The organism is Sporosarcina sp. Marseille-Q4943 (genome assembly GCF_943736995.1).
GTDB lineage: Bacteria > Bacillota > Bacilli > Bacillales_A > Planococcaceae > Sporosarcina.
In genome coordinates this window covers 1,489,479-1,510,146 of sequence record NZ_CALSFT010000002.1, presented here as the reverse complement: position 1 = coordinate 1,510,146, position 20,668 = coordinate 1,489,479, and the positions used below count along the sequence as shown (strand labels likewise).

22 protein-coding genes are annotated in these 20,668 nt (G+C 44.9%); 2 read left to right on the top strand and 20 right to left on the bottom strand.

The features are described from left to right. Positions 1–16: 16 nt before the first annotated feature. The 10 genes from NIT04_RS07370 to gpr form a co-directional block, all read right to left on the bottom strand. On the bottom strand, positions 17–757 hold the full coding sequence (locus NIT04_RS07370) for a 16S rRNA (uracil(1498)-N(3))-methyltransferase (RefSeq protein ID WP_252502904.1): 741 nt from the start codon (positions 755–757) through the stop codon (positions 17–19). A gap of 4 nt (positions 758–761) precedes the next feature. Beyond that, positions 762–1,706 carry a 50S ribosomal protein L11 methyltransferase gene (gene prmA / locus NIT04_RS07365; RefSeq protein ID WP_252502903.1) on the bottom strand — a complete coding sequence of 315 codons (945 nt, stop codon included), beginning with the start codon at positions 1,704–1,706 and terminating at the stop codon, positions 762–764. A gap of 15 nt (positions 1,707–1,721) precedes the next feature. Further along, positions 1,722–2,852: a molecular chaperone DnaJ gene (gene dnaJ / locus NIT04_RS07360; RefSeq protein WP_252502902.1), complete on the bottom strand. Its 1,131-nt coding sequence runs from the start codon at positions 2,850–2,852 to the stop codon at positions 1,722–1,724. Between the two features lie 211 nt (positions 2,853–3,063). Further along, positions 3,064–4,902 carry a molecular chaperone DnaK gene (gene dnaK / locus NIT04_RS07355; protein WP_252502901.1) on the bottom strand — a complete coding sequence of 613 codons (1,839 nt, stop codon included), beginning with the start codon at positions 4,900–4,902 and terminating at the stop codon, positions 3,064–3,066. A gap of 44 nt (positions 4,903–4,946) precedes the next feature. Further along, the gene (grpE, locus tag NIT04_RS07350) at positions 4,947–5,537 is read right to left on the bottom strand and encodes a nucleotide exchange factor GrpE (RefSeq protein ID WP_252502900.1); all 591 of its coding nucleotides are present in this window, start codon (positions 5,535–5,537) and stop codon (positions 4,947–4,949) included. Then, positions 5,534–6,583, bottom strand: a complete 1,050-nt coding sequence (hrcA, locus tag NIT04_RS07345) for a heat-inducible transcriptional repressor HrcA (RefSeq protein WP_252502899.1) — start codon at positions 6,581–6,583, stop codon at positions 5,534–5,536. Before hrcA ends, grpE begins: the two co-directional genes overlap by 4 nt. Positions 6,584–6,678: 95 nt before the next feature. Next, positions 6,679–7,812, bottom strand: a complete 1,134-nt coding sequence (gene hemW, locus NIT04_RS07340; protein WP_252502898.1) for a radical SAM family heme chaperone HemW — start codon at positions 7,810–7,812, stop codon at positions 6,679–6,681. Positions 7,813–7,893: 81 nt separating this feature from the next. Continuing rightward, positions 7,894–9,717 carry a translation elongation factor 4 gene (gene lepA / locus NIT04_RS07335; protein ID WP_252502897.1) on the bottom strand — a complete coding sequence of 608 codons (1,824 nt, stop codon included), beginning with the start codon at positions 9,715–9,717 and terminating at the stop codon, positions 7,894–7,896. A gap of 208 nt (positions 9,718–9,925) precedes the next feature. Continuing rightward, on the bottom strand, positions 9,926–10,750 hold the full coding sequence (gene spoIIP / locus NIT04_RS07330; RefSeq protein WP_252502896.1) for a stage II sporulation protein P: 825 nt from the start codon (positions 10,748–10,750) through the stop codon (positions 9,926–9,928). Between the two features lie 42 nt (positions 10,751–10,792). Further along, positions 10,793–11,836 carry a GPR endopeptidase gene (gpr, locus tag NIT04_RS07325; protein ID WP_252502895.1) on the bottom strand — a complete coding sequence of 348 codons (1,044 nt, stop codon included), beginning with the start codon at positions 11,834–11,836 and terminating at the stop codon, positions 10,793–10,795. 166 nt (positions 11,837–12,002) lie between these two features. Between gpr and rpsT the strand changes: the two genes are divergently transcribed. Next, on the top strand, positions 12,003–12,254 hold the full coding sequence (gene rpsT, locus NIT04_RS07320) for a 30S ribosomal protein S20 (RefSeq protein ID WP_252502894.1): 252 nt from the start codon (positions 12,003–12,005) through the stop codon (positions 12,252–12,254). Positions 12,255–12,317: 63 nt separating this feature from the next. Here rpsT and holA read toward each other — a convergent pair whose 3' ends face one another. Beyond that, positions 12,318–13,334 (bottom strand): DNA polymerase III subunit delta, encoded by a 1,017-nt coding sequence (holA, locus tag NIT04_RS07315; RefSeq protein WP_252502893.1) that lies wholly within the window; start codon positions 13,332–13,334, stop codon positions 12,318–12,320. A 159-nt stretch (positions 13,335–13,493) separates the two neighbouring features. Here holA and NIT04_RS07310 point away from each other — a divergent pair, with 159 nt between their 5' ends. Then, positions 13,494–13,628: a YqzM family protein gene (locus NIT04_RS07310; protein ID WP_251624632.1), complete on the top strand. Its 135-nt coding sequence runs from the start codon at positions 13,494–13,496 to the stop codon at positions 13,626–13,628. Between the two features lie 63 nt (positions 13,629–13,691). Here the strand turns inward: NIT04_RS07310 and NIT04_RS07305 are convergent, their stop codons facing one another. The 9 genes from NIT04_RS07305 to aroE are packed head-to-tail and all read right to left on the bottom strand — an operon-like array spanning position 13,692 to position 20,655. Then, a complete protein-coding gene (locus tag NIT04_RS07305) occupies positions 13,692–15,947 on the bottom strand; it encodes a DNA internalization-related competence protein ComEC/Rec2 (RefSeq protein WP_252502892.1) in 2,256 nt (751 codons plus the stop codon). Between the two features lie 29 nt (positions 15,948–15,976). Then, positions 15,977–16,540, bottom strand: a complete 564-nt coding sequence (locus NIT04_RS07300) for a ComE operon protein 2 (RefSeq protein WP_252502891.1) — start codon at positions 16,538–16,540, stop codon at positions 15,977–15,979. 24 nt (positions 16,541–16,564) lie between these two features. Beyond that, positions 16,565–17,257: a helix-hairpin-helix domain-containing protein gene (locus NIT04_RS07295; RefSeq protein ID WP_252502890.1), complete on the bottom strand. Its 693-nt coding sequence runs from the start codon at positions 17,255–17,257 to the stop codon at positions 16,565–16,567. A gap of 37 nt (positions 17,258–17,294) precedes the next feature. Next, positions 17,295–18,041: a class I SAM-dependent methyltransferase gene (locus NIT04_RS07290; protein ID WP_252502889.1), complete on the bottom strand. Its 747-nt coding sequence runs from the start codon at positions 18,039–18,041 to the stop codon at positions 17,295–17,297. Beyond that, positions 18,031–18,375, bottom strand: coding sequence for a ribosome silencing factor (gene rsfS / locus NIT04_RS07285; RefSeq protein ID WP_252502888.1), 345 nt, complete (start codon positions 18,373–18,375; stop codon positions 18,031–18,033). The genes NIT04_RS07290 and rsfS overlap by 11 nt, the downstream gene beginning before the upstream one ends. Positions 18,376–18,406: 31 nt before the next feature. Continuing rightward, a complete protein-coding gene (gene yqeK / locus NIT04_RS07280) occupies positions 18,407–18,967 on the bottom strand; it encodes a bis(5'-nucleosyl)-tetraphosphatase (symmetrical) YqeK (protein WP_252502887.1) in 561 nt (186 codons plus the stop codon). Beyond that, entirely contained in the window at positions 18,936–19,526 is a 591-nt protein-coding gene (locus tag NIT04_RS07275) for a nicotinate-nucleotide adenylyltransferase (protein WP_252502886.1), read from the bottom strand. The genes yqeK and NIT04_RS07275 overlap by 32 nt, the downstream gene beginning before the upstream one ends. Positions 19,527–19,536: 10 nt before the next feature. Then, positions 19,537–19,824 carry a ribosome assembly RNA-binding protein YhbY gene (gene yhbY, locus NIT04_RS07270; protein ID WP_252502885.1) on the bottom strand — a complete coding sequence of 96 codons (288 nt, stop codon included), beginning with the start codon at positions 19,822–19,824 and terminating at the stop codon, positions 19,537–19,539. Beyond that, a complete protein-coding gene (aroE, locus tag NIT04_RS07265) occupies positions 19,825–20,655 on the bottom strand; it encodes a shikimate dehydrogenase (RefSeq protein ID WP_252502884.1) in 831 nt (276 codons plus the stop codon). Positions 20,656–20,668 lie beyond the last annotated feature (13 nt).

The following is a 20,668-nucleotide window of genomic DNA, read 5'->3' as shown; positions in this document are numbered from 1 at the left end:
TAGCTGCTCACCTCTTTCATTCAAATTCGTATGACATTGCGGACAAAAAATAGAGCGGGGCAGTTTCCGTCCTTAGTATGCGCGGACCTAATGAAACCGATAAAAAATCCGCTGCGCGCATTTCCTCGGCTTCCTTTCTTGACAATCCGCCTTCAGGACCGAAAACGACCAGTACCGTTTGTTTATGATACACGTTTTTCAACCTGTCTGCAATCCTGTTTGGGTCAGTGCCTTTCGCATCTTCCTCATCCGCAAAAAAGCGAATATCATAGTTTCTTGACTCCTGGATCAATTGCTTGAAAGACATCGGGGCCGATACAGCCGGGATCACCGTCCGATGACACTGTTCCGCTGCTTCCTTCGCAATCTTTTTGAGCCTTTCCACTTTTTTATCGCCTTTTTTCGCATCCCATTTGACGATGGATCGTTCCGCCTCAAAAGGGATAATTGAATGCATACCAAGCTCGGTCCCTTTCTGTACGATGAAATCCAATTTATCGCCTTTAGGCAAGCCACAAGCAATTGTCACGTTCACTTGCATTTCGTTCGATGGCAGGGAGCCATCCTTCTTACTGATAGTCACTTCATCAGGATGAATACTTGTTATTTCAGATATGAATGCTTCACCATGATCTACAGCAATGAGGAGATCACCGACCTCCATCCTCATCACCTTTGCGATATGCTTACCGTCATCACCGGAAATAGAGGCATTTCCGTCTTCTTCGAATGGCGTTTCAAGGAAATAGCGTTGCACAGATTCACACGCTCCTTTTGGAAGCGATGATCGCCACCCACTCTTCCATTAAGACCGATTCGATGATTTCAAAGCCTTTGCTTTGGAGATCTTCCTTCACAAGGTCCCGTTTTTGAGCGATGATTCCGGATACGATGAACAGCCCGTTTTCTGGCAAGATGGAGTACGCATCTCCGGAAAATGTCATAATTACTTCCGCTAAAATATTGGCAACGATAATTGAGGCAGGCTCTTTGACGGAATCCAATAAATTGCCATGTGTTACCTCAACGATATTTTCAACATTATTCAAGCTGATATTCTCTTTTGCTGCCTGCACGGCGACTTCATCCAAGTCGAGCGCATGGACATGAGACGCACCAAGTAGTGCTGCTCCGATTGACAACACACCCGACCCAGTCCCGACATCAATGACTGTGTCGCCTTGTTTTACATACTTTTCCAGTGCTTGTAGACACATGACCGTTGTCGGGTGTGTCCCTGTTCCGAAAGCCATGCCAGGATCGAGTTCAATGATCAGTTCATCAGAATCAACCGGCTCATACGTTTCCCACGTAGGAACGATCGTGAACCTTCCTGAGATTTTAACAGGATGGTAATATTTTTTCCAAGCCGTCGCCCAATCTTCTTCATCCACTTCGTTTGTTTGAACTTGATTGAGCCCCACATCTAAGCCGAACTCAGCTAGTTCGTTTACGGATTCACTTATTTCTTTCACCGTTTCGATTAAAAAGCTGTTAACCGGCAAGTAGGCTTTGACGATGACCCCTTCCGCCGGGAAGTCTTCTTTCTTGAGCTCGTAGATTTCGCCGAAACGATCTTCATGAATCCGGTCAGGCTCCTCGGAATCCTCGATGATGACTCCGCTCGCCCCCGCCTCATGCAATATATTGGCAACGGCTTCTGTCGCCTCATGTGATGTATGGATGGAGATTTCAGACCATTTCAACTACGTTCATCCCTTTCAGTCGCCTTTTATTGTTCTTTTGATTTTATCAAAAAGTGAGCTCGAATACTCATCTGGCGAGTTGCCATCGATTGAAGCGAATTCTCGGAGTAGCTCTTTCTGTTTTTCCGTCATTTTTTTAGGCGTGATCGCTTTGATAATGACATGCTGATCACCAATTCCATGTCCGTGTACATTTTTGACGCCTTTTCCGCGCAGGCGGAAATTCGTTCCTGATTGCGTCCCTGCAGGTATTTTCAATTTGACGTTCCCCGTAACCGTCGGCACCTCAATTTCATCTCCTAGCGCCAATTGCGGGAATGTAATAGGAACTTCCAAATAGATATCGTCGCCTTCACGGATAAAGCGATCATGATCTTTCACCCTGAAGACGATGTATAAGTCTCCAGCCGGGCCGCCGTTGATGCCAGCCTCCCCTTGACCTGACACTCGCAATTGTTGCCCATCGTCGACACCCGCAGGAATTGTCACTTTGATTTTCTTGCGCTTCGTCACTCGTCCTGCACCATGGCAAGTACCGCATTTTTCAGGGATGATTTTACCGGATCCTTGACAATGCGGACATGCCCGGCGGTTCACCATTTGACCTAACGGAGTATTTTGAGTGATTGAAATCTGTCCTGATCCACCACAATGCGAACATGTATTGACCGGTGTACCTTTTTTGGCTCCCGTTCCGCTGCACGTATCACATGTTTCTTCCCTAGGCAATTCGATTTCAGTCTCTTTTCCAAACACAGCTTCCATGAAATCGATCGTCATGGAGTACTGGAGATCATCGCCTTTCCTAGGCGCGTTCGGATCGCGTCGTCTCGTACCGCCGCCAAAGAAAGTACTGAAAATATCTTCAAAACCGAATCCATCGGCAGAACCGCCGCCAAAGCCGCCGAAACCACCGAAGCCTTGGTTAGGATCCGCATGGCCGAATTGGTCGTAATTTGCACGTTTCTTCTCGTCACTCAATATTTCAAAAGCTTCTGTCACTTCTTTAAATTTCTCTTCTGCTCCCGCTTCTTTATTCAAATCGGGATGATATTGTTTCGATAATTTCCGGTAGGCTTTCCTAATATCCTCTTTGCTTGCCGTTTTCGGCACACCGAGTACTTCGTAATAATCACGCTTGCTCATTATTCCACTCTCCCATGAATCTTTGACATTCGCATTTCACGAACCGTAATCCTAGCTTAAAATCGTTCCAGTTCCGAGTTACAGCTCATTGTAACACGCACAGAAAAAAGAGACAAAACGCTATCGGCAAGATTACAGTTGCTCATTCAACAAAAGAAAAAGTCAAAGCCGGAATATCGGACTTTGACTTTTCCGTCAATCGTTCGTTCAATTAGTTTTTCTTGTCATCGTCCACTTCTTCAAAGTCGGCATCGACAACACCATCATCTTGCGGTTGGCCGCCAGCTTCAGCTGAGCCGCCTTGTGCTTGAGCTTCAGCTGCTGCTTGCTCATACAATTTAACCGACAATTGTTGGACAAGTTCTTCCAATGCTTGCTTTTTCGTACGCATTTCATCCAAGTTTCCTGCTTCAACTGCCGTTTTCAGTTCTTCTTTAGCATCTTCAACTTTTTTCACTTCGTCTTCAGATACTTTGCCTTCAAGGTCTTTCAATGTCTTTTCAGCCATGAACACGAGCTGGTCAGCGTCATTTTTCAAATCTGCTTCCTCTTTACGCTGTTTATCCGCTTCAGCATTCGCTTCGGCATCCTTCACCATGCGCTCGATTTCATCATCGGAAAGGCCGGAGCTTGATTGGATCGTAATGTTTTGCTCTTTTTGCGTTCCGAGATCTTTCGCTTTTACTGTGACAATACCGTTTTTGTCAATATCGAATGTCACTTCAATTTGCGGGATGCCACGTGGAGCTGGTGGAATATCCGTCAGTTGGAAACGGCCGAGTGTTTTATTGTCAGCGGCCATTGGACGCTCACCTTGCAATACGTGGATATCTACCGCAGGCTGGTTATCTGCAGCCGTCGAGAACACTTGGGACTTGCTCGTTGGGATTGTCGTATTTCTTTCGATCAATTTCGTGAATACGCCGCCCATTGTCTCGATTCCTAGGGAAAGTGGCGTCACGTCAAGCAATACGACATCTTTCACATCTCCGCGAAGGATCGAACCTTGAACAGCCGCACCCATCGCTACGACTTCATCAGGGTTAACGCCTTTGAACGGCTCTTTGCCAGTTTCTTTCTTGATTGCTTCTTGTACAGCCGGAATACGAGTGGAACCTCCAACGAGGATGACACGGTCAATTTCTGACGGAGACAAGTCTGCATCTTTCATAGCCTGGCGTGTTGGCACCATGGAACGTTCCACCAAATGTGCTGTCAATTCGTCAAATTTAGCGCGAGTCAATGAAATCTCCAAGTGAAGTGGACCCGCTTCTCCCGCCGTGATGAACGGCAATGAAATTTGAGTTGACGTTACTCCTGAAAGGTCTTTCTTCGCTTTTTCAGCTGCGTCTTTCAAGCGTTGCATCGCCATTTTGTCTTTTGATAGATCGATTGCGTTCTCTTTACGGAATTCTTGAACCAAGTAGTCAATGATGACATCGTCGAAGTCGTCTCCGCCCAATTTATTGTCGCCTGCTGTTGCACGCACTTGGAAGACTCCATCGCCGAGCTCAAGGATTGAAACGTCGAATGTACCGCCGCCAAGGTCATAGACGAGGATTGTTTCATCTTCATCCGCCTTATCAAGACCGTAAGCAAGAGCAGCCGCTGTCGGTTCGTTGATGATCCTCTCAACTTCCAGACCTGCAATTGTGCCGGCATCCTTCGTCGCTTGACGCTGTGCATCATTGAAATAAGCAGGAACTGTAATGACCGCTTTTGTCACTTTTTCACCTAAGTATTCTTCCGCGTAACCTTTCATATATTGAAGGATCATTGCAGACACTTCTTGTGGAGTGTATTCCTTATCTTCAACTTTCACTTTATAATCGGATCCCATATGTCTTTTTACGGACATGATCGTATTTGGATTCGTAATGGATTGACGCTTAGCCACTTCACCGACTTGACGCTCTCCGTTTTTGAATGCAACAACCGATGGAGTCGTACGATTTCCTTCCGGGTTAGGAATGACTTTCGCCTCTCCGCCTTCATATACTGCAACTACAGAGTTAGTTGTACCCAAGTCGATACCGATAATTTTGCTCATTTGAATTCCTCCTAAAATAATACATCTACAACTAGATTACATACTCATTCGTTTACTTTGACCATGGAAGGACGAAGCACACGATCTCTCAACATATACCCTTTTTGAAGCTCCTCAAGCACGATGCCTGATGACTTATCAGGATCGCTGCCCGTCATGACGGCCTGATGGAAATTCGGATCGAATTCCTTGTCTGAAGCCTCAATTTCGACGAGCCCTTCTCCTTTGAGAGCTTCGACAAGATTACGATAAATCATATCCATTCCGGTCATGATAGATTGAGCTTCGTCATTTTTGACTTCGACTGCAAGAGCGCGTTCGAAGTTGTCCAAGACGGGCAAAATAGATGCTAACAAGCTCTGCGCTTTGTATTTGACGAGCGCCTCCTGATCAAGCGCATTCCTTCTTTTGGCATTTTCAAAATCTGCAAGGACACGCAGCAGCTTGTTTTCCTCTTCCTCTAACTTGGACTCAAGCTCGCTAATCCTTTTGTCCTTTTCATCGATTTCTTCAGGACCAACTTCTGCAACGCCGTCTTCTACTCCAGTCTCTTGTTGAGCTGATGCAACGTCATCGGCCGCCACAGTGTCCTGTTGAACGTCTTCTTTTTCCACTGTTTCTTTTTTATCCGTCACTTGTCCTTCCTCCTATCCAATCCAATGGTCATTTGCAATAATGCTTGCGATAAGTTCTCACTTAGGATATCAAGCACCGTTATGACCCTGCCGTAATCCATCCGCTTCGGTCCAATGATTGCTATGGAACCAGCCATATTGTCACCGGCAGAGTAATTGGCAGTAATTACACTGCAATCTTCCATTGCGTTATGCTTGTTTTCCGAACCGATCCGAACGTGAATGCCTTTTGAGTCATCTTGGAAAAATGTCATCGCTGGCTCTCCGGTTTCCATCAACTCGAAAAACATCTTCATTTTTTGTAGGTCGTTAAATTCCGGCTGCTTCATCATATTCATTTTGCCGCCAAAATACAGACGTTCCTCAGGCTTGATCGTCATAGCCCTTTGAAAGGAAGCAAACAGTTCACCAGCATGATGCACATGCTGTTCAAAGACCGTTCTCGTCTCATGGGCAAGCTTGTTTTGCAGGAAACTCAGTGGCGTCCCGACAAGCCTTTCGTTTAAAATATTGACCATTTTTTCAATATCCGAAGCAAGCATGCCTTGCGGTACATCAAAGACCCTATTCTCAACATGTCCATTATCGGTCACAATGATGGCGACCGCTTTCGTGTCATCCAGCGGCACGATCGAAAACCGTTTCACTGAATGCATGGACATATCCGGTCCTAAAAGTATAGACGTATAATTCGTCAATTCGGATATGATTTTGGCGGAATTCCTTATCAATTCCTCCGTCTCCACAACCCGTTCCTGAAAAATGGAGCGCAATTGCATACTGTCTTCCAATGTCAGTTTTTCGGGCGTCAATAAATGATCGACATAGAAACGGTACCCTTTTTCGGAAGGAACTCTGCCTGATGAAGTATGGGTCTTTTCAAGATAGCCCATCTCTTCCAAATCGGCCATGTCATTCCGAATGGTCGCAGGACTAAAAGGGGCTTCCGGTTTTTTAGATAACTGCCTTGATCCGACAGGTTGGGCGGATTCGATGAAATCGTTAACCGTCAGTTGCAAAATAAGCAATTGTCTGTTTGTCAACATAATCATCACTCCTGTTAGCACTCTTTAAGTGTGAGTGCTAATACTACTCATAATTTAACAAAACGAATTGTTAGTGTCAATGAATTCACTCGCGGTCATTTGAGAAATTTCTGGAATACTTCGTTCCCTCTGAAAACGCCTTTCCCTGTCAGTTTTATACTACCCTCAGATTCAGAAATCAGACCTTTACTAGTCAGCTCTTCAAGAACATCGCCGTATACTTCCGACAATGTTTCTCCGAATTTGGATTCGAATGAATGAAGGGATACTCCTTCGGACTTTCGTAGCCCTAGAAACATTTCCTCCTCCATCGCTTCTGTTGGCGATACGACATGTTGATCTACGATAGGGCGCAATCGAGTTTCCATCGATTCCATATATTTTCTGAGCGGTCCATAATTAGCATATCGCTGCCCTTTCAAGTACCCATGCGCGCCAGCGCCTATGCCAGCATACTCGTCATTATCCCAGTAAATGAGATTGTGGATCGACTCATACCCAGGTTTCGCAAAATTGCTGATTTCGTATTGCATTTTTCCGGCTTGGCTCATCCGATCGATCAGCATAGAGAACATCTCTGCTTCGGCATCCTCTCCCGGCAACGGCAGCTTCCCTTTATTCATCAAGTTATAAAAGACCGTTTTAGGCTCTACGATCAGCGAGTACCCTGAGTAATGAGGAAGGTCCAATGATAGTGCTTTATCGAGCGTATCCTCCCATTGTCGAATGGATTGTTCCGGCAATCCATAGATGAGGTCGATGCTTATGTTTTCAAAGCCGATTTCACGCGCATCCTGTATCACTTTTTTGGGAGTATTCGCGCCATGTGTCCTCCCGATCCTTTTTAAAAGTTGCTCGTCGAAGGACTGGACGCCGATGCTCAGTCGACCTACCCCCCCGTTTTTCAGGACGGATAGTTTTCCGCGGGTCAACTCATCAGGATTTGCTTCCGTCGAAAATTCCCGCAACGTACTGACGTCGACATGCCGATGAATGATTTCCAGTAACCGGTCCAGTTGTTTTTCTGATAATGAAGTCGGTGTTCCTCCGCCTAGGAAGACGGTCTCAAGCCCGTTGAATGAATGACCTTCATTCGCCATGATGGCAAGTTCATTTCCGATCGATTCGATATACTCATCAACTGGTTGATTCTTAAAGAACACTTTATTGAAATCACAGTAATGGCAAATCTGATGGCAGAAAGGAATATGAATATACATACCTCGCATTTGGTTGTGTCCCCTTTCTTCCGGCAATACCGGTCGTGCAAAAAGGAGTCCGAATTGGACTCCTTTTAATTTTTCAAGATATCAATCTTCGTCCATTTTCAAGACAGCCATGAATGCTTCTTGTGGGACTTCGACGGATCCGACTTGCTTCATCCGCTTTTTCCCTTCTTTTTGCTTCTCAAGCAATTTCCGTTTACGGGAGATGTCTCCGCCGTAACATTTGGCAAGAACGTTTTTACCGATCGATTTAATTGTCGAACGGGCAACAATCTTTTGACCGATTGCGGCTTGGACAGGTACTTCGAACTGTTGACGAGGAATGAGATTCTTCAGTTTCTCGACAATCGCCTTACCACGCTCGTAGCTGAAATCACGGTGGACGATGAAGCTCAATGCGTCGACTTGCTCACCGTTCAACAGGATGTCCATTTTCACAAGCTTCGATGTTTTATAGCCAATCAGTTCATAATCGAAGGACGCGTATCCTTTGGTCCCTGATTTTAATTGGTCAAAGAAGTCATAGACGATTTCTGCTAGAGGCAATTCGTATATGATATTGACACGTGAAGCGTCCAAGTAATCCATCGTAATGAAATTGCCACGTTTAGACTGGCATAATTCCATGACGGAGCCGACGTATTCGTTCGGCACCATAATTGATGCTTTTACATAAGGTTCTTCGACATGATCGATTTTTTGTGCATCCGGCATCATGGAAGGGTTGTCGACTTTCAATTCTTTTCCGTCAGTCGTGACAACATTGTAAATAACGCTCGGTGCTGTAGTAATCAAGTCAATTTTAAATTCCCGTTCAATCCGCTCCTGGATGATTTCCATATGGAGCAGTCCGAGGAATCCGCATCGATATCCGAAGCCCAATGCTTGTGATGTCTCCGCTTCATACTCCAAAGCTGAGTCGTTCAGCTCAAGTTTCTCAAGTGCTTCACGCAAGTCGACATACTTGGATGAATCGATTGGATAAAGTCCGCAGAACACCATCGGATTCAATCTACGGTAACCTGGCAGCGGCTCACTTGCAGGGTTCTTCGCATTCGTAATCGTATCCCCTACCCGTGTATCCCCGACATTTTTAATCGCCGCGGAAAGGAAGCCGACATCTCCAACTGATAGTTCATCGCGCATGGAAATATTCGGTGTGAACACTCCAGTCTCAATGACTTCGAACTCTTTTCCGGTTGCCATCATACGAATTTTATCGCCGGGCTTTACAGTACCTTCTACAATTCGAATATTGACGATGACACCTTTGTACTGATCATAGTGAGAATCGAAAATCAATGCTTTCAATGGCGCTTCTGGATCTCCTGTCGGCGCAGGCACTTTCTCGACGATTTGCTCGAGGATCTCTTCGATGCCGATGCCAGCTTTCGCAGATGCATGGACTGCCTCAGACGCATCCAAGCCGATGACATCTTCAATTTCTTTTTTCACTTTATCAGGATCCGCCGCAGGTAAATCGATTTTATTAATAACAGGCAAGATTTCCAGATCATTATCCAGCGCCAAATAAACGTTTGCCAACGTTTGGGCCTCAATTCCTTGGGCCGCGTCAACAACAAGCAGCGCTCCTTCACATGCTGCAAGGCTTCGTGACACTTCGTACGTAAAGTCTACGTGCCCAGGAGTATCGATTAAGTGGAAAGTGTACTCCTCGCCATTTTTCGCCGTGTATGATAATTGCACTGCGTTCAATTTGATCGTAATTCCGCGTTCGCGTTCCAAATCCATAGAATCCAGTGTCTGTGATTTCATTTCACGCGAGCTTACCGTTTCCGTCTTTTCCAATAGTCGATCGGCCAACGTTGATTTCCCGTGATCGATATGGGCAATGATCGAGAAGTTCCTAATGTTTTTTTGACGTGCCAATCTTTCTTCATGATTCATCTGTCAGTTCACTCCTATATAAGCTATTTGCATTATAGCAAATAACTGATAAACATGTTACATTTTCTTATTCCCGCAAATTAAATAATGAATGCGTACATTATTGACTTATCAAGTCTAACAGATGAGCGCGATTTGATAAAGATTGGTGATACTTCAAACGAATAAAAGCTTCATGGACATTATCCATGAAGCTAAACTTTCATTCCTATCCTTCCGTTTCACCGTTATTCAGAATTTCTACTATAGCTTCTGAAATAACGGATATTGTACGGTTCAGTTCATCTTCCGAGTTTCCAATTCCGCCAAGCTCCAAAAGGATGAGGTTCGGGTGCAAATCTTGATTGTACTTTCCATCCACGCCTGCCCCACCTTTTGGAATAACATCCCTCGTAATGCCAGGAATCCGCTTTTCCATCTCTGTTTTCAGCCTATTCGTCATCACTGCATTTTTTTTATAGGAAGGGTTATCTAACCCAAGTACAAATGCAACTTTCGCATAACGTTCCTCTTCATGAACAATCGTCGTCTTTTCAGGTCCGACTGCATCCCGATGGATGTCAATAATTAAATCATATTCTTTTTCGGAAAGCTGTTTTTTTACGAACGGTCTCATATCCTTATAGGCACGTGAATGAATCGGCACCATCTTTTTCAACGTATCCGTCTCCACACCATTCAATTCAAGTGATCCTTTGAGTTTATCACCCATCTTCATCACATTTTCAGTCTGATGGTTTACCGCGATTTTTCCATCAGCCGCTTTTGTGATTGGTTCATACGCCTCGTAGGCATGAGTAAAATAAAGCAAAACTTTCCCGGCATTCGTTTCGGGCTCCTCCATGACTTCGGCTTCAGGTTCAGGTTCTGCTTTCTCTTCTTCAACGATGTTCGAGGCGTAAACGATCATTGCATTTTCCTTGATGATTTTCGAATTTGAGATTTTCGATTCTTCCGGTATGAATTGGATGAGTACCGGGAACAGGAAAAGAACGAATACGATTGCAATCCATATTTGCAGATTTTTCTTCATGCGACATCCCCCCGTCTTCAACTATATGCGTTGAAGTTGGGGTCAATGACTCGTTTTAATGTCCTCAATCCACTCACTGATGGAGTCGGTTAAAGTCTCCGCATAAAGAGCGGCCCATGAATCGATCTCTTTTGGTGATATGAATGTATTCAGGTCATGGTTCGATAATACTTCTTCAAATAATTGAATCCTTTCCTCATGCGGCCATGAAGTCCAATCACCGAAAATAGGAATCAATTTCGTCCGATCTGCATCCTTATTAGGGGTATGCAGCCAATTCCCTACGGACAGCCTTGAGGAAGGATGACTTTCCTCCTCGATTTTGGACGCGATATAACTAAATAGCGTATTAATGGCATCTGCAATCAATACCGGGCCATCTACTACAGTCGGGATGCCGATGGCAATGACCGGGATGCCAAGAGTTTCTCTCGATAACTCTTTTCGGCTATTTCCTACTCCGGAGCCAGGATGTATACCTGTGTCTGTCATTTGGATTGTTTTGCATAATCTTGAACTATCTCGGGCGGCTAATGCATCTATGACGATCAGAAGATCAGGTTTGATTTCGTTCACCAATGCTTTGACAAAATCTGCCGTCTCGAGTCCAGTCTGAATCGTCACTCCTGGAGCATAGACAAATACTTCGCTTCCCTCGTCTGAATAATATAAAGGGACAATTTCTTTCAAACGATCCATCGTCAACGGACCGACAGCGTCTGGAGTTACTTCCCGATTGCCGAGACCTACCATTAGGATTTTCCCCTTCTTCAAATCCGTTAATCCCGAAGTCATTTCGGTTAGTTTCGCTTTGAGCATTTCCGTCATCTCTTGGAGGCCTTCACGATCGGTATGCGTTAACGTAGGGTTCGTCAACGTCAAATAGGTCCCTCTTTTCTTGCCGATTTTCTTCTCCCCTTCAGCATTAATTTTGACAGACGTCAAAATCACTCTGCCCTTTCGTTGTTCGTCAAATTGTATACCTTCGGAATCCTTTAATTTCTGTTTTTCTTTTTCTGTCCGGTGGCGAACCATTTCCTCGTTTTCAACTAAGAGGTCCGTCCGGTAAAAGTCGTACTTATCCATTGTCATCACCTCAACATGCAGTTTGCACGTTGTGTAAAGGAAATATTCTTTGCATATTTTTATTGCGTTAAAGCTAGGTTTTTGCTAAAATGTTAATGTTGTAAAGAGATATCCGAATGCTATTATGGAAACACTCTTGCCTTACCTGAAATTGGAGGTGAATGGAATGCCAAACATCAAAGGTGCAATTAAGCGCGTTAAACAAAGTGCCGCAGCGAATGAGCAAAACTCTCAATACAAAGCTGCAATGCGTACTGCTGTGCGTAAAGCTGACACTGCGCTCATCAATAAAGAAGAGAACGCTTCTGAACTTTTGAAAGACGCAGTCAAAAGATTGGATACAGCTGCTCGTAAAGGTCTTATCCACAAAAACACAGCTGCTCGTCAAAAAGCACGTCTTACAAAAAAAGCTCTATAAGTAATAAGTAAAAAAGGCTGTCACTCGTGTCGATTAATCGACAAAGTGGACAGCCTTTTCTATTTACACTCTTAGTGGCTCCATGAAAAAGATTTCGAGCACTCTTTCCCTTTTGCCGCTCGTTGACTTTAATTGATGGTCGATACGGGCTAGTTTCTCTAAGATAAGGAGTAGCCTTTCCATTTTAGGTATACTACGATTATCCATAATTAACTTCACCCGGTATGGATGGACGTTTAATGTTTTTGCGATTTGCTGTTGTTGGTAACCTTTTTTCACTAATGACGTAACGTGAATCATCAATCGGATTTGTCCTGCAATGAGGGATGTCAGCATAATTGGCTCTTCGCCATTACGCAGTAAATCATGGTAGATTGTTATTGTCCTTTTCACATTGCCGGTCATGTATGCATCTGTCAGGCGAAAGACGTCCATTTCAGGCAAACGGGGTACGAGCATTTCGACGATCTCTCTTGTCACTTCTCCTTCCCCATTCATATACATGCCTATTTTTTCGATTTCACTCGAAAGGGTCAATAGGCTATCACCTGCCATTTCCACGAGGCTTTGCGCAATTTCCGGATTGATTTTGACGCCATTCCTTCCTGCTTCGTTTTGAATCCATGTAGTCAAATCTCGGCCGGTCAGCGGCATTGCTTCAACGACAACCGCTCTTTGTTGCATCACCTTCACAATCTTTTTCCGCCCATCCAGTTTTTCATAAGGCGCCAAAAACAGCACAGTTGCTGTTGGTGATGGATTACTTAGCCAAGACTCCAGTAATGCGATATTATGTACGACTTTCTCCTTCGTTTTATCGGCCGCCTTCAGGAATGATGCATTATTGGCGATGATTAATTTCCTATCTTCTAAAAATGGAAGTGTGTCCGCCTCTTCAAGAACAGCTTCAATCGGCGTTTCCTCCAAATCAAAACGGACGACCGAACTCTCATCGATGTCAGGCATCGCCTTCATAATCCTTTTGATTGTGGTATCAATCAAATGCTGCTCGACGCCCGTCAACAAATAAACAGGTTCAACTTTCCCTTCTCCTATGCTTTTCCAGATCGCGTTGACCATTTGAATCCCTCCAGTCACTCACATTGTCCCATTATACATTACCAATTCACGACTATGAACAATTTGTGTCGATTGTCACAAACCCGGCATAAAAGAACGTTTGATATAGATTTTTTATTCGTTATCATCTATACTATAAAGGAATTAGGAGGTGTAGCAATGAATGAGTTTGAACATGACGTACAGTCTAAACGCAATGATTTAATCGACTCTGGTGTCGGTTTCATTGTAGCTTTCGTTGCTTTTTCTGCAATTTTCGTTATTGCTACAATCGTAGACTTCGTCGCGCACTAATAGCACTCCTGAAAGGCGGCCTGTTCATTTCCCACTTGGAATGGACAAGGCCGTCTTTTCATTTTATTGCGGCACAACAGAATAGCCGCCGCCTCTTTTCACGGAAACCGTTATTGAGCCGTGATCAGCCGTTGACATCGTCGAGAGTCCATACTTTTTAAAAGTCTCCAACACTTCTGCGTGAGGATGCCCATACCGATTATCCTTCCCGTATGAGAAAATTGTCAGTTCCGGTTGCAGAGCTCTAATGAATTCATCTGAGCTGGACGTATGGCTGCCGTGATGGCCGGCTTTCAGGATCACTTTTCCCCAATCGAAATCCCCATATCTTCGGAGGAGCTTCCTCTCTCCTTCAACCCCCAAATCTCCGGTGAACAGGAATGAAACCCCTTCTGTCGTCATGAAGATCACAAGGGAGCTATCATTCCCATTGTATGGACCGACGGCAGGTGCCATATAATAAAAATCTGAGGACTTGTCCGACCAATTGCCCCCCTCATTCATCGCAAAAACAGGGATTCTCTTGTCTATAGCTATCCGCATAACATCTTCCATCGTCTTTTCCTTTTCACTACCCGGTGAAATATGGATCTCCTTCACTTGGACCTCTTCCAGAACTTCGTCCGCACCTTCCATATGATCGCTGTCCGCATGGGTTAATATTAATTTATCAATTTTAGTAATTCCTCTCCCTTTTAGGAAAGGGACGACAATGCTTCTGCCCACTTCGAATGCTTTTTCAGGCGTGCGCCAGTTGGGTGCGCCAAAATTCACGGTCCCTCCTGTATCAATCAGATATACTCCTCTGCGATGCGGGAGTTCGATGACAATTGCATCCCCTTGTCCAACATCAAGATACGTCACTTTCGTCTCGGAATCCGTATACGAAACCGCGTGAATAATAATTGCCGGTATTAAGACGAACGGGACAGCCCGAAAAGCTTTCACTTCTCTTTCCAGGGCAACTAAAAATAAGAGAGTACCGCATATAGCGAGTATCGATGTAAATGGACCTGGCCGACCTGGAACCCATACTTGATACGGTAAAGAAGCCAGAAATTCTGTACATGCTTCAATCCAGCTTCTAAACGGGACATAGAGCGAAAAGACAATTTCAGCGATGGGAGCCAGTCCATAGGTCAATAATAGTAAAATGATATTCATCGGTAAAATGACGAAAGAATAAAGTGGAACATAGAAAAGATTTACGATGAATGACGATATGGACAACTCATAGAAGTGGTACAAAAGGATTGGATATAACGCCAATTGAGTGATGGACGTCACTAGAAATGACAACGTAATTGCAGATGTAGGACGCGATAGAATCCTTGTCGAGTAAATTAACGAGAATGCCGCCAAATAAGATAGTTGGAATCCGGGCTGGAATACGACGAATGGCTGCCAAAGGATAAAGCCGGCGGCACTCATAGCAAGTGCATCATCCATTCTCATTCTGAATCGCCCCGTCGCAGTAAGCAGTATGAGTATCGTCACGGATACTGCCCGCCAAACAGATGGCGCTCCACCCGCTATTACTGCGTAGATCGGCAAAAGAATGATCAGAAAATTATCGATCGTTTCTATCCTGACCGACAATCTGATAAACAGGTTTCGAAATAGAAACGTCAGCAGTCCGACATGCAAACCCGATATGGCAAATAGATGGGTGATTCCAAGAGTCCTATATCTGGAAGCCATCTGTTCATCCATGCCGCTCCGATCCCCGATGAGCAAGGCTTGCGCTTCCGTTACGAGCGATTCCGGGAAAGTTCCTTGAATATGCTGCTTCACATTCCACCTTCGCTCCGATAAAATCGTCTTCAATCCTGAATTGATTTCTAAGCTTAGTAATCTATCGGATTCGAACATGCCAATAGCGCCATTCATTCTTAAGTAACGTTCCATGTTGAAGGTATATTCATGTGCCGAGGTGGGCAGTTCCTGAAAAGCCCCTTCCAAAGTAAAATGGTAAGAAGGGATATGCAAGTTTTGAAATTGTAATTTCTGGGCTTCATTTTCGAATTTCAGCAAGGCGTATACAATTTCGCCGGTGTCGGTCTTCGCAAATCCTTTCATTTTTCCACCATCAATTTTGACTTGATCGGTCCATGTCAAATTCAAGGTGGCAGGTTGTCCGCCTTCATCAAGTTCAGGTATATGCAATGAAATGTAAAAATAGGAGAATAATGACGCCGCCAATGCGAGTGTCGGAGTGGCGACTTCTTTTCTACGGAGAAAAATGGGGATAAGCAATAGATTGAGGAGTAAAACTTGCGCCGGTCCGTATGCAGCAAAAGCAGATACGGCTACCGGCACGCAAATATTAATAAGACGAATTTCGCCGATTACTTGCCGAATAAGTCATCCACCCTTTTTTTGAATGGAACAAGCTCTTCGGTCGGCGCGCCTAATGATTCCATTTCTGCAAGCAAGTCATTGATGAGCTGCAACTTGCCTTCCTTTGTGAAATCCACCTTGCTAACATCGAAAGGGATATGTCTGATTTCTACTCCGGATTGCCTGAAAAGCTCTATGGCGTATTGGTCATTCTTATAATCCGACGCATAGTAGACAGTCTTTATTCCGGACTGGATGATCGCTTTCGAGCATTGCAAACAAGGAAAATGAGTCACATACAAGGATGCTCCTTCAACAGGACTTCCGTATTTCGCACATTGGAGCAGTGCGTTCATCTCAGCGTGAATTGTTCGGACGCAATGATTTCCGACAACATAACATCCATGATCGATGCAATGGTCCCCGCCTGAAATGGAGCCGTTATAGCCCCCCGCTATAATCCTGTTGTCTCTGACGATTGTCGCTCCGACCGTCAGTCTTGTGCAAGTACTTCTGACCGCAAGCAAATGGCATTGCGCCATGAAAAACTGATCCCAAGTAATACGCTCCATATGTATGCCTCCAAACAGTTTCAATTATTTTGCCGTAATGAAAGACTCAAGCTTGTCAAACGTCTTTTGCCCGATTCCTGACACTTCCATTATGGCTTCAGGGGAAGCGAATAGCCCATGCTCCTCACGATATTGAATGATGGCAGCGGCCTTTGACGGTCCGATTCCCGGAATTGTCATGAGCTCTTGCGCATCCGCGGTATTGATGTTCACTTTTCCGTCATCCTTCGAGACACCGCCCAGCTGGAGATGACTAGAACCGGATGACCCGGAAAAATCAACTTCTTCGCCTTCCCTAGGCACATAAATGAAAAACTCATCTGGAAGTTTCATAGCATGGTTTAGCATTCGGGAATCCGCATCAGCCAAATAGCCTCCTGCCGCATGAATGGCATCGATCAGACGATCCCCTTCCATGAGTGAATAGACGCCAGGATACTTCACGGCGCCTTGGATATCGACCATGATCGTCATCGGGGCCGTTTCAATACTTTCAATCGGTTGCTCTTCTTGTTGTTGCTCTTGTATAACATCTAAAATTGGGGATTGTCCGCTTGCGACTGTCAGTTGACTGTCGGCCTGCCCTCGGGGAAAGAACAGAATTGCGGATAGTACAGCGATTGCTGCAATAGGGGTGATGATCGTACGCCATTTTCCGGATACGATTGATAGAAACAGCTTTACCACCCTTTCTACGAGGCATCCATATGGAGTCATATCCCACTATATCCGATTTCCAATGAAATTGGAAGTTTCATTTACGCGCTTGAAAAAATATTCTTTCACTTTCTTCGTGTGGGGGTTCATCTTCCCAATCTGCAAAAATACGTTCTATCGTAAAACCGGCTTCCCGCAATAAATCTACGTATTCATACACATGAAAAGTCCGTTGTTGATGCCTTTCATCGAATCGGCGGTAAAGGCCGCTATCCTCTTTTACGAAAAAACTGAGTTCCGACATGACGGAATGCTCCTCATCGCCTTCTTCTGTATTCCAAATATATGCGATACGATCATTATTGAAAGTGAATGGACCTTCCATGAAAATGACATCGGTCTTGAAGGTGGAATGCACGTCGAAAACGAGCACTCCACCATTCTTCAAGACAGAATGGATGCCATTGAAAGTGTCGAGGACACTTTCACGGTCCGGTAAGTAGTTCAGCGAATCAATCGCTATGACAGCAACGTCAAATTGCTCTTCCCCTTCTATTGCCTGCATTGGCTTTTCCAGAAAATCAATATCCAAGGAAAGATCATTTGCGCGTTTTTCTGCGACATTGAGCATATCCCTAGATAAATCGATCCCTGTCACAAATGCCCCACCTTGCGATAACTTTACAGAAAGCAAACCCGTCCCGCAACCGACATCGATGATTTTCTTTTCTTTTATCCCGTCAGCAGCAAGGGAGATCAAATCTACATATGCATCGTATGGGATATCAATCATCAATTCATCATAGACGAGGGCGAAGTCCGTATAAGCCTCTTTATTGTCCATCGTCCATTTTCAGCAATGGAGCGTCTCCCCATAACTTCTCCAAGTTATAATATCCTCGCTCATCCTTATGGAATACGTGGACGATTACATCGCCCAAGTCAACGAGGACCCATCTGCCGTTGTCCATCCCTTCCACTCTTTTGACTTCAAATGCGTTTTCTGAAGCCTTATCGGCAACTTCCCTGGCAATTGCTTGCACTTGACGCTCCGAGTTCGCATGACAAATGATGAATTGGTCTGCGATGAGTGAAACTCCCTCCATGTTCAATACGACAATGTCTTGCCCTTTCTTATCGTCTACCGCTTTATAAGCTGTTTCAAGTAAAGTTGACATATTTTCACGTTTCCTTTCGTAGTTGGCTGTTTCAAATTCTTTGTACGTGTTCATTATAGCATTCGATGGAGTCCGGGAAGACAGCGACACGCTTATCGATAAGATAGAGCACAGAATGGACGATGCAAACCTTCATCGCCTCGTCTATCTGCAGATCGGCTGCGTTTCGCAGCTCCTTGATGCCCGGAAAATTCCGTCCCGGCTCAATGAGATCAGCAATATAAACAAGCTTCTCAAGGTCCGACATGCCCGCTCTGCCTGTCGTATGAAAGCGGATGGCGTTTAGGATATCCATATCCTTCACTCCGAACTCCTTCTCAGCAATGATTCGTCCTGCCGCCGCATGCCAAAGTTCATGATGGAAGGAAAGAAGCCTTTTGTCTTCCCCATTTTCTTCAATAAGCTTTCGCATATCGGCTGGCTCCATGAATTTCGCAATATCATGGAACAGTGCCGCCTTTTCCGCTTTGTCTACCGGAACATTGTATCGTGATGCCAATTCCTTCGCTTTTTCCGTCACCCTCATTACATGCTCAAAACGCCTTCTCGGCAATCTTTTTTCAAGTTCCGCTACCATTGGTCCGGTTTGCATAGAGTCCCTCCTGTCGGATATACGTCTCGATGTCGTCCGGTACAAGGAATTGTATCGTGCCGCCTGTTTGCAGCCGATTACGGATCACCGTCGAAGACAAATCGATTTCCGGGATCTGAATCATTGTGATCGGATATTGCGTTTCACCTACAGTACCCGGTCTCCCCACCCCGACAAACGTCACAATTTTCATCAGTTCATCGATTTTATACCATTTGTGCAGCATATCGATCATATCGCCGCCGATGATAAAGTGGAATTCGGTATCCGGTTCCTGCTTCTTTAAGGCTTTCATCGTATCATATGTGTAGGAGACACCGCCCCGGTCAACTTCATAAGAGGATGCGGTCAATCCGGGTGTACCTGAGACGGCAAGCTCCACCATTCGCAACCGTTGCTCCGGAGTTGCATCTGATGGGTCCGCTTTATGAGGCGGAATCGAAGTGGGCATAAGCCGCACTTCATCAAGTTGCAGTGCATGCTTCACTTCATTCGCCATGATAAGATGTCCGATATGCGGTGGATTAAAAGTACCGCCCAGCAGTCCGATCTTTTTCATGTTGTCCTCCTTAAGGTAAAACGATCCGCTTTTTCTCCTTCGACTCTTTGTAAAGCACGAGGATTTTACCGATCACTTGCACGACCTCAATTCCTGCCTCTTGCAGTCTTTCCGCAATCGTATTTTTATCCTCTTCACAATTTTGAAGAATGCTCACTTTAATCAATTCACGAGCTTCTAGCGCCTCTTCGATCTGTTTGATGATCGGTTCAGTCAAGCCACCTTTTCCAATTTGAAAAATCGGTTGTAGATGATGCGCTTCACTTCGTAAATAACTTTTTTGTTTACCTGTTAACATTTATTTTCCTCCAAGTTCAGTTGTAATTGAATAAATCATTTTCTTCGTATCCGGGTAGACACCTGTCCAAAGCTCAAAAGCCAATGCACCTTGGTGGACAAACATACCGATCCCGTTCATCGTCTTGCCGCCAGCCTCCCGGGCACGGCGGAGAAATTCGGTTTCCAATGGATTGTAGATGATGTCAGCGACCGTTGCGCCTTCGGAAATGCCGTTCGGATCAAGTGGGAATCCACTTTGTGCAAAATTCATCCCGACAGAAGTCGTTTGAACGATCAAACCGAATTTACTAATTTCAGATTGCGCGTCGTCTACTTGTATAGCGTAACTTCCTGTAATGCTTTTGGACATTTGCTTTGCTTTCTCTATTGTGCGGTTCGTAACGGCAATTGGGCTGAAACCCGCCGATTCAAGTGCATAGGAAATGCCTGCAGCTGCACCGCCAGCGCCTATGATGAGCAACTCTCCGACTTCTTCAGGAGTAGTTCCAGTTTCTTGCAAGGAGCGGACAAAACCTCGTCCATCGGTATTCGTTCCGAATAATGTTCCATCATCAAGGACTTTTACAGTATTCACGGCGTTCATCTGCCTTGCTTCCTCGTCCACCTGATCGAGGAAAGGAATGATTGCACTTTTATGAGGCACTGTAACATTCCACCCACTGCAACCTAAACGTTTCAAGCTGTCAACGGCATCCTCCAAATGATTTGCCTCTACATGGATCGGTATATAGGATGCGTCGATCCCGTTTTCCTGAAACCACGTATCGTGCATTATTGGAGACATCGATTGAGCAATTGGGTCACCGATGACCGCATACCACTTTTTCATGAAACAGTCCTCC

Excerpts from the sequence above, each read along its gene's own strand:
- dnaJ (WP_252502902.1), bottom strand. The coding sequence starts at position 2,852 with ATGAGCAAGCGTGATTATTACGAAGTACTCGGTGTGCCGAAAACGGCA.
- rsfS (WP_252502888.1), bottom strand. The coding sequence starts at position 18,375 with ATGTCAACTTTACTTGAAACAGCTTATAAAGCGGTAGACGATAAGAAA.
- yqeK (WP_252502887.1), bottom strand. The coding sequence starts at position 18,967 with ATGCAAACCGGACCAATGGTAGCGGAACTTGAAAAAAGATTGCCGAGA.
- holA (WP_252502893.1), bottom strand. The coding sequence starts at position 13,334 with ATGGTCAACGCGATCTGGAAAAGCATAGGAGAAGGGAAAGTTGAACCT.
- gpr (WP_252502895.1), bottom strand. The coding sequence starts at position 11,836 with ATGGATAAGTACGACTTTTACCGGACGGACCTCTTAGTTGAAAACGAG.
- hemW (WP_252502898.1), bottom strand. The coding sequence starts at position 7,812 with ATGCGAGGTATGTATATTCATATTCCTTTCTGCCATCAGATTTGCCAT.
- NIT04_RS07300 (WP_252502891.1), bottom strand. The coding sequence starts at position 16,540 with ATGGAGCGTATTACTTGGGATCAGTTTTTCATGGCGCAATGCCATTTG.
- lepA (WP_252502897.1), bottom strand. The coding sequence starts at position 9,717 with ATGAATCATGAAGAAAGATTGGCACGTCAAAAAAACATTAGGAACTTC.
- NIT04_RS07275 (WP_252502886.1), bottom strand. The coding sequence starts at position 19,526 with ATGAAAAAGATCGGACTGCTGGGCGGTACTTTTAATCCACCGCATATC.
- spoIIP (WP_252502896.1), bottom strand. The coding sequence starts at position 10,750 with ATGAAGAAAAATCTGCAAATATGGATTGCAATCGTATTCGTTCTTTTC.
- NIT04_RS07290 (WP_252502889.1), bottom strand. The coding sequence starts at position 18,041 with ATGGACAATAAAGAGGCTTATACGGACTTCGCCCTCGTCTATGATGAA.
- NIT04_RS07295 (WP_252502890.1), bottom strand. The coding sequence starts at position 17,257 with ATGACTCCATATGGATGCCTCGTAGAAAGGGTGGTAAAGCTGTTTCTA.
- hrcA (WP_252502899.1), bottom strand. The coding sequence starts at position 6,583 with ATGTTGACAAACAGACAATTGCTTATTTTGCAACTGACGGTTAACGAT.
- rpsT (WP_252502894.1), top strand. The coding sequence starts at position 12,003 with ATGCCAAACATCAAAGGTGCAATTAAGCGCGTTAAACAAAGTGCCGCA.
- yhbY (WP_252502885.1), bottom strand. The coding sequence starts at position 19,824 with ATGTTAACAGGTAAACAAAAAAGTTATTTACGAAGTGAAGCGCATCAT.
- NIT04_RS07310 (WP_251624632.1), top strand. The coding sequence starts at position 13,494 with ATGAATGAGTTTGAACATGACGTACAGTCTAAACGCAATGATTTAATC.
- dnaK (WP_252502901.1), bottom strand. The coding sequence starts at position 4,902 with ATGAGCAAAATTATCGGTATCGACTTGGGTACAACTAACTCTGTAGTT.
- aroE (WP_252502884.1), bottom strand. The coding sequence starts at position 20,655 with ATGAAAAAGTGGTATGCGGTCATCGGTGACCCAATTGCTCAATCGATG.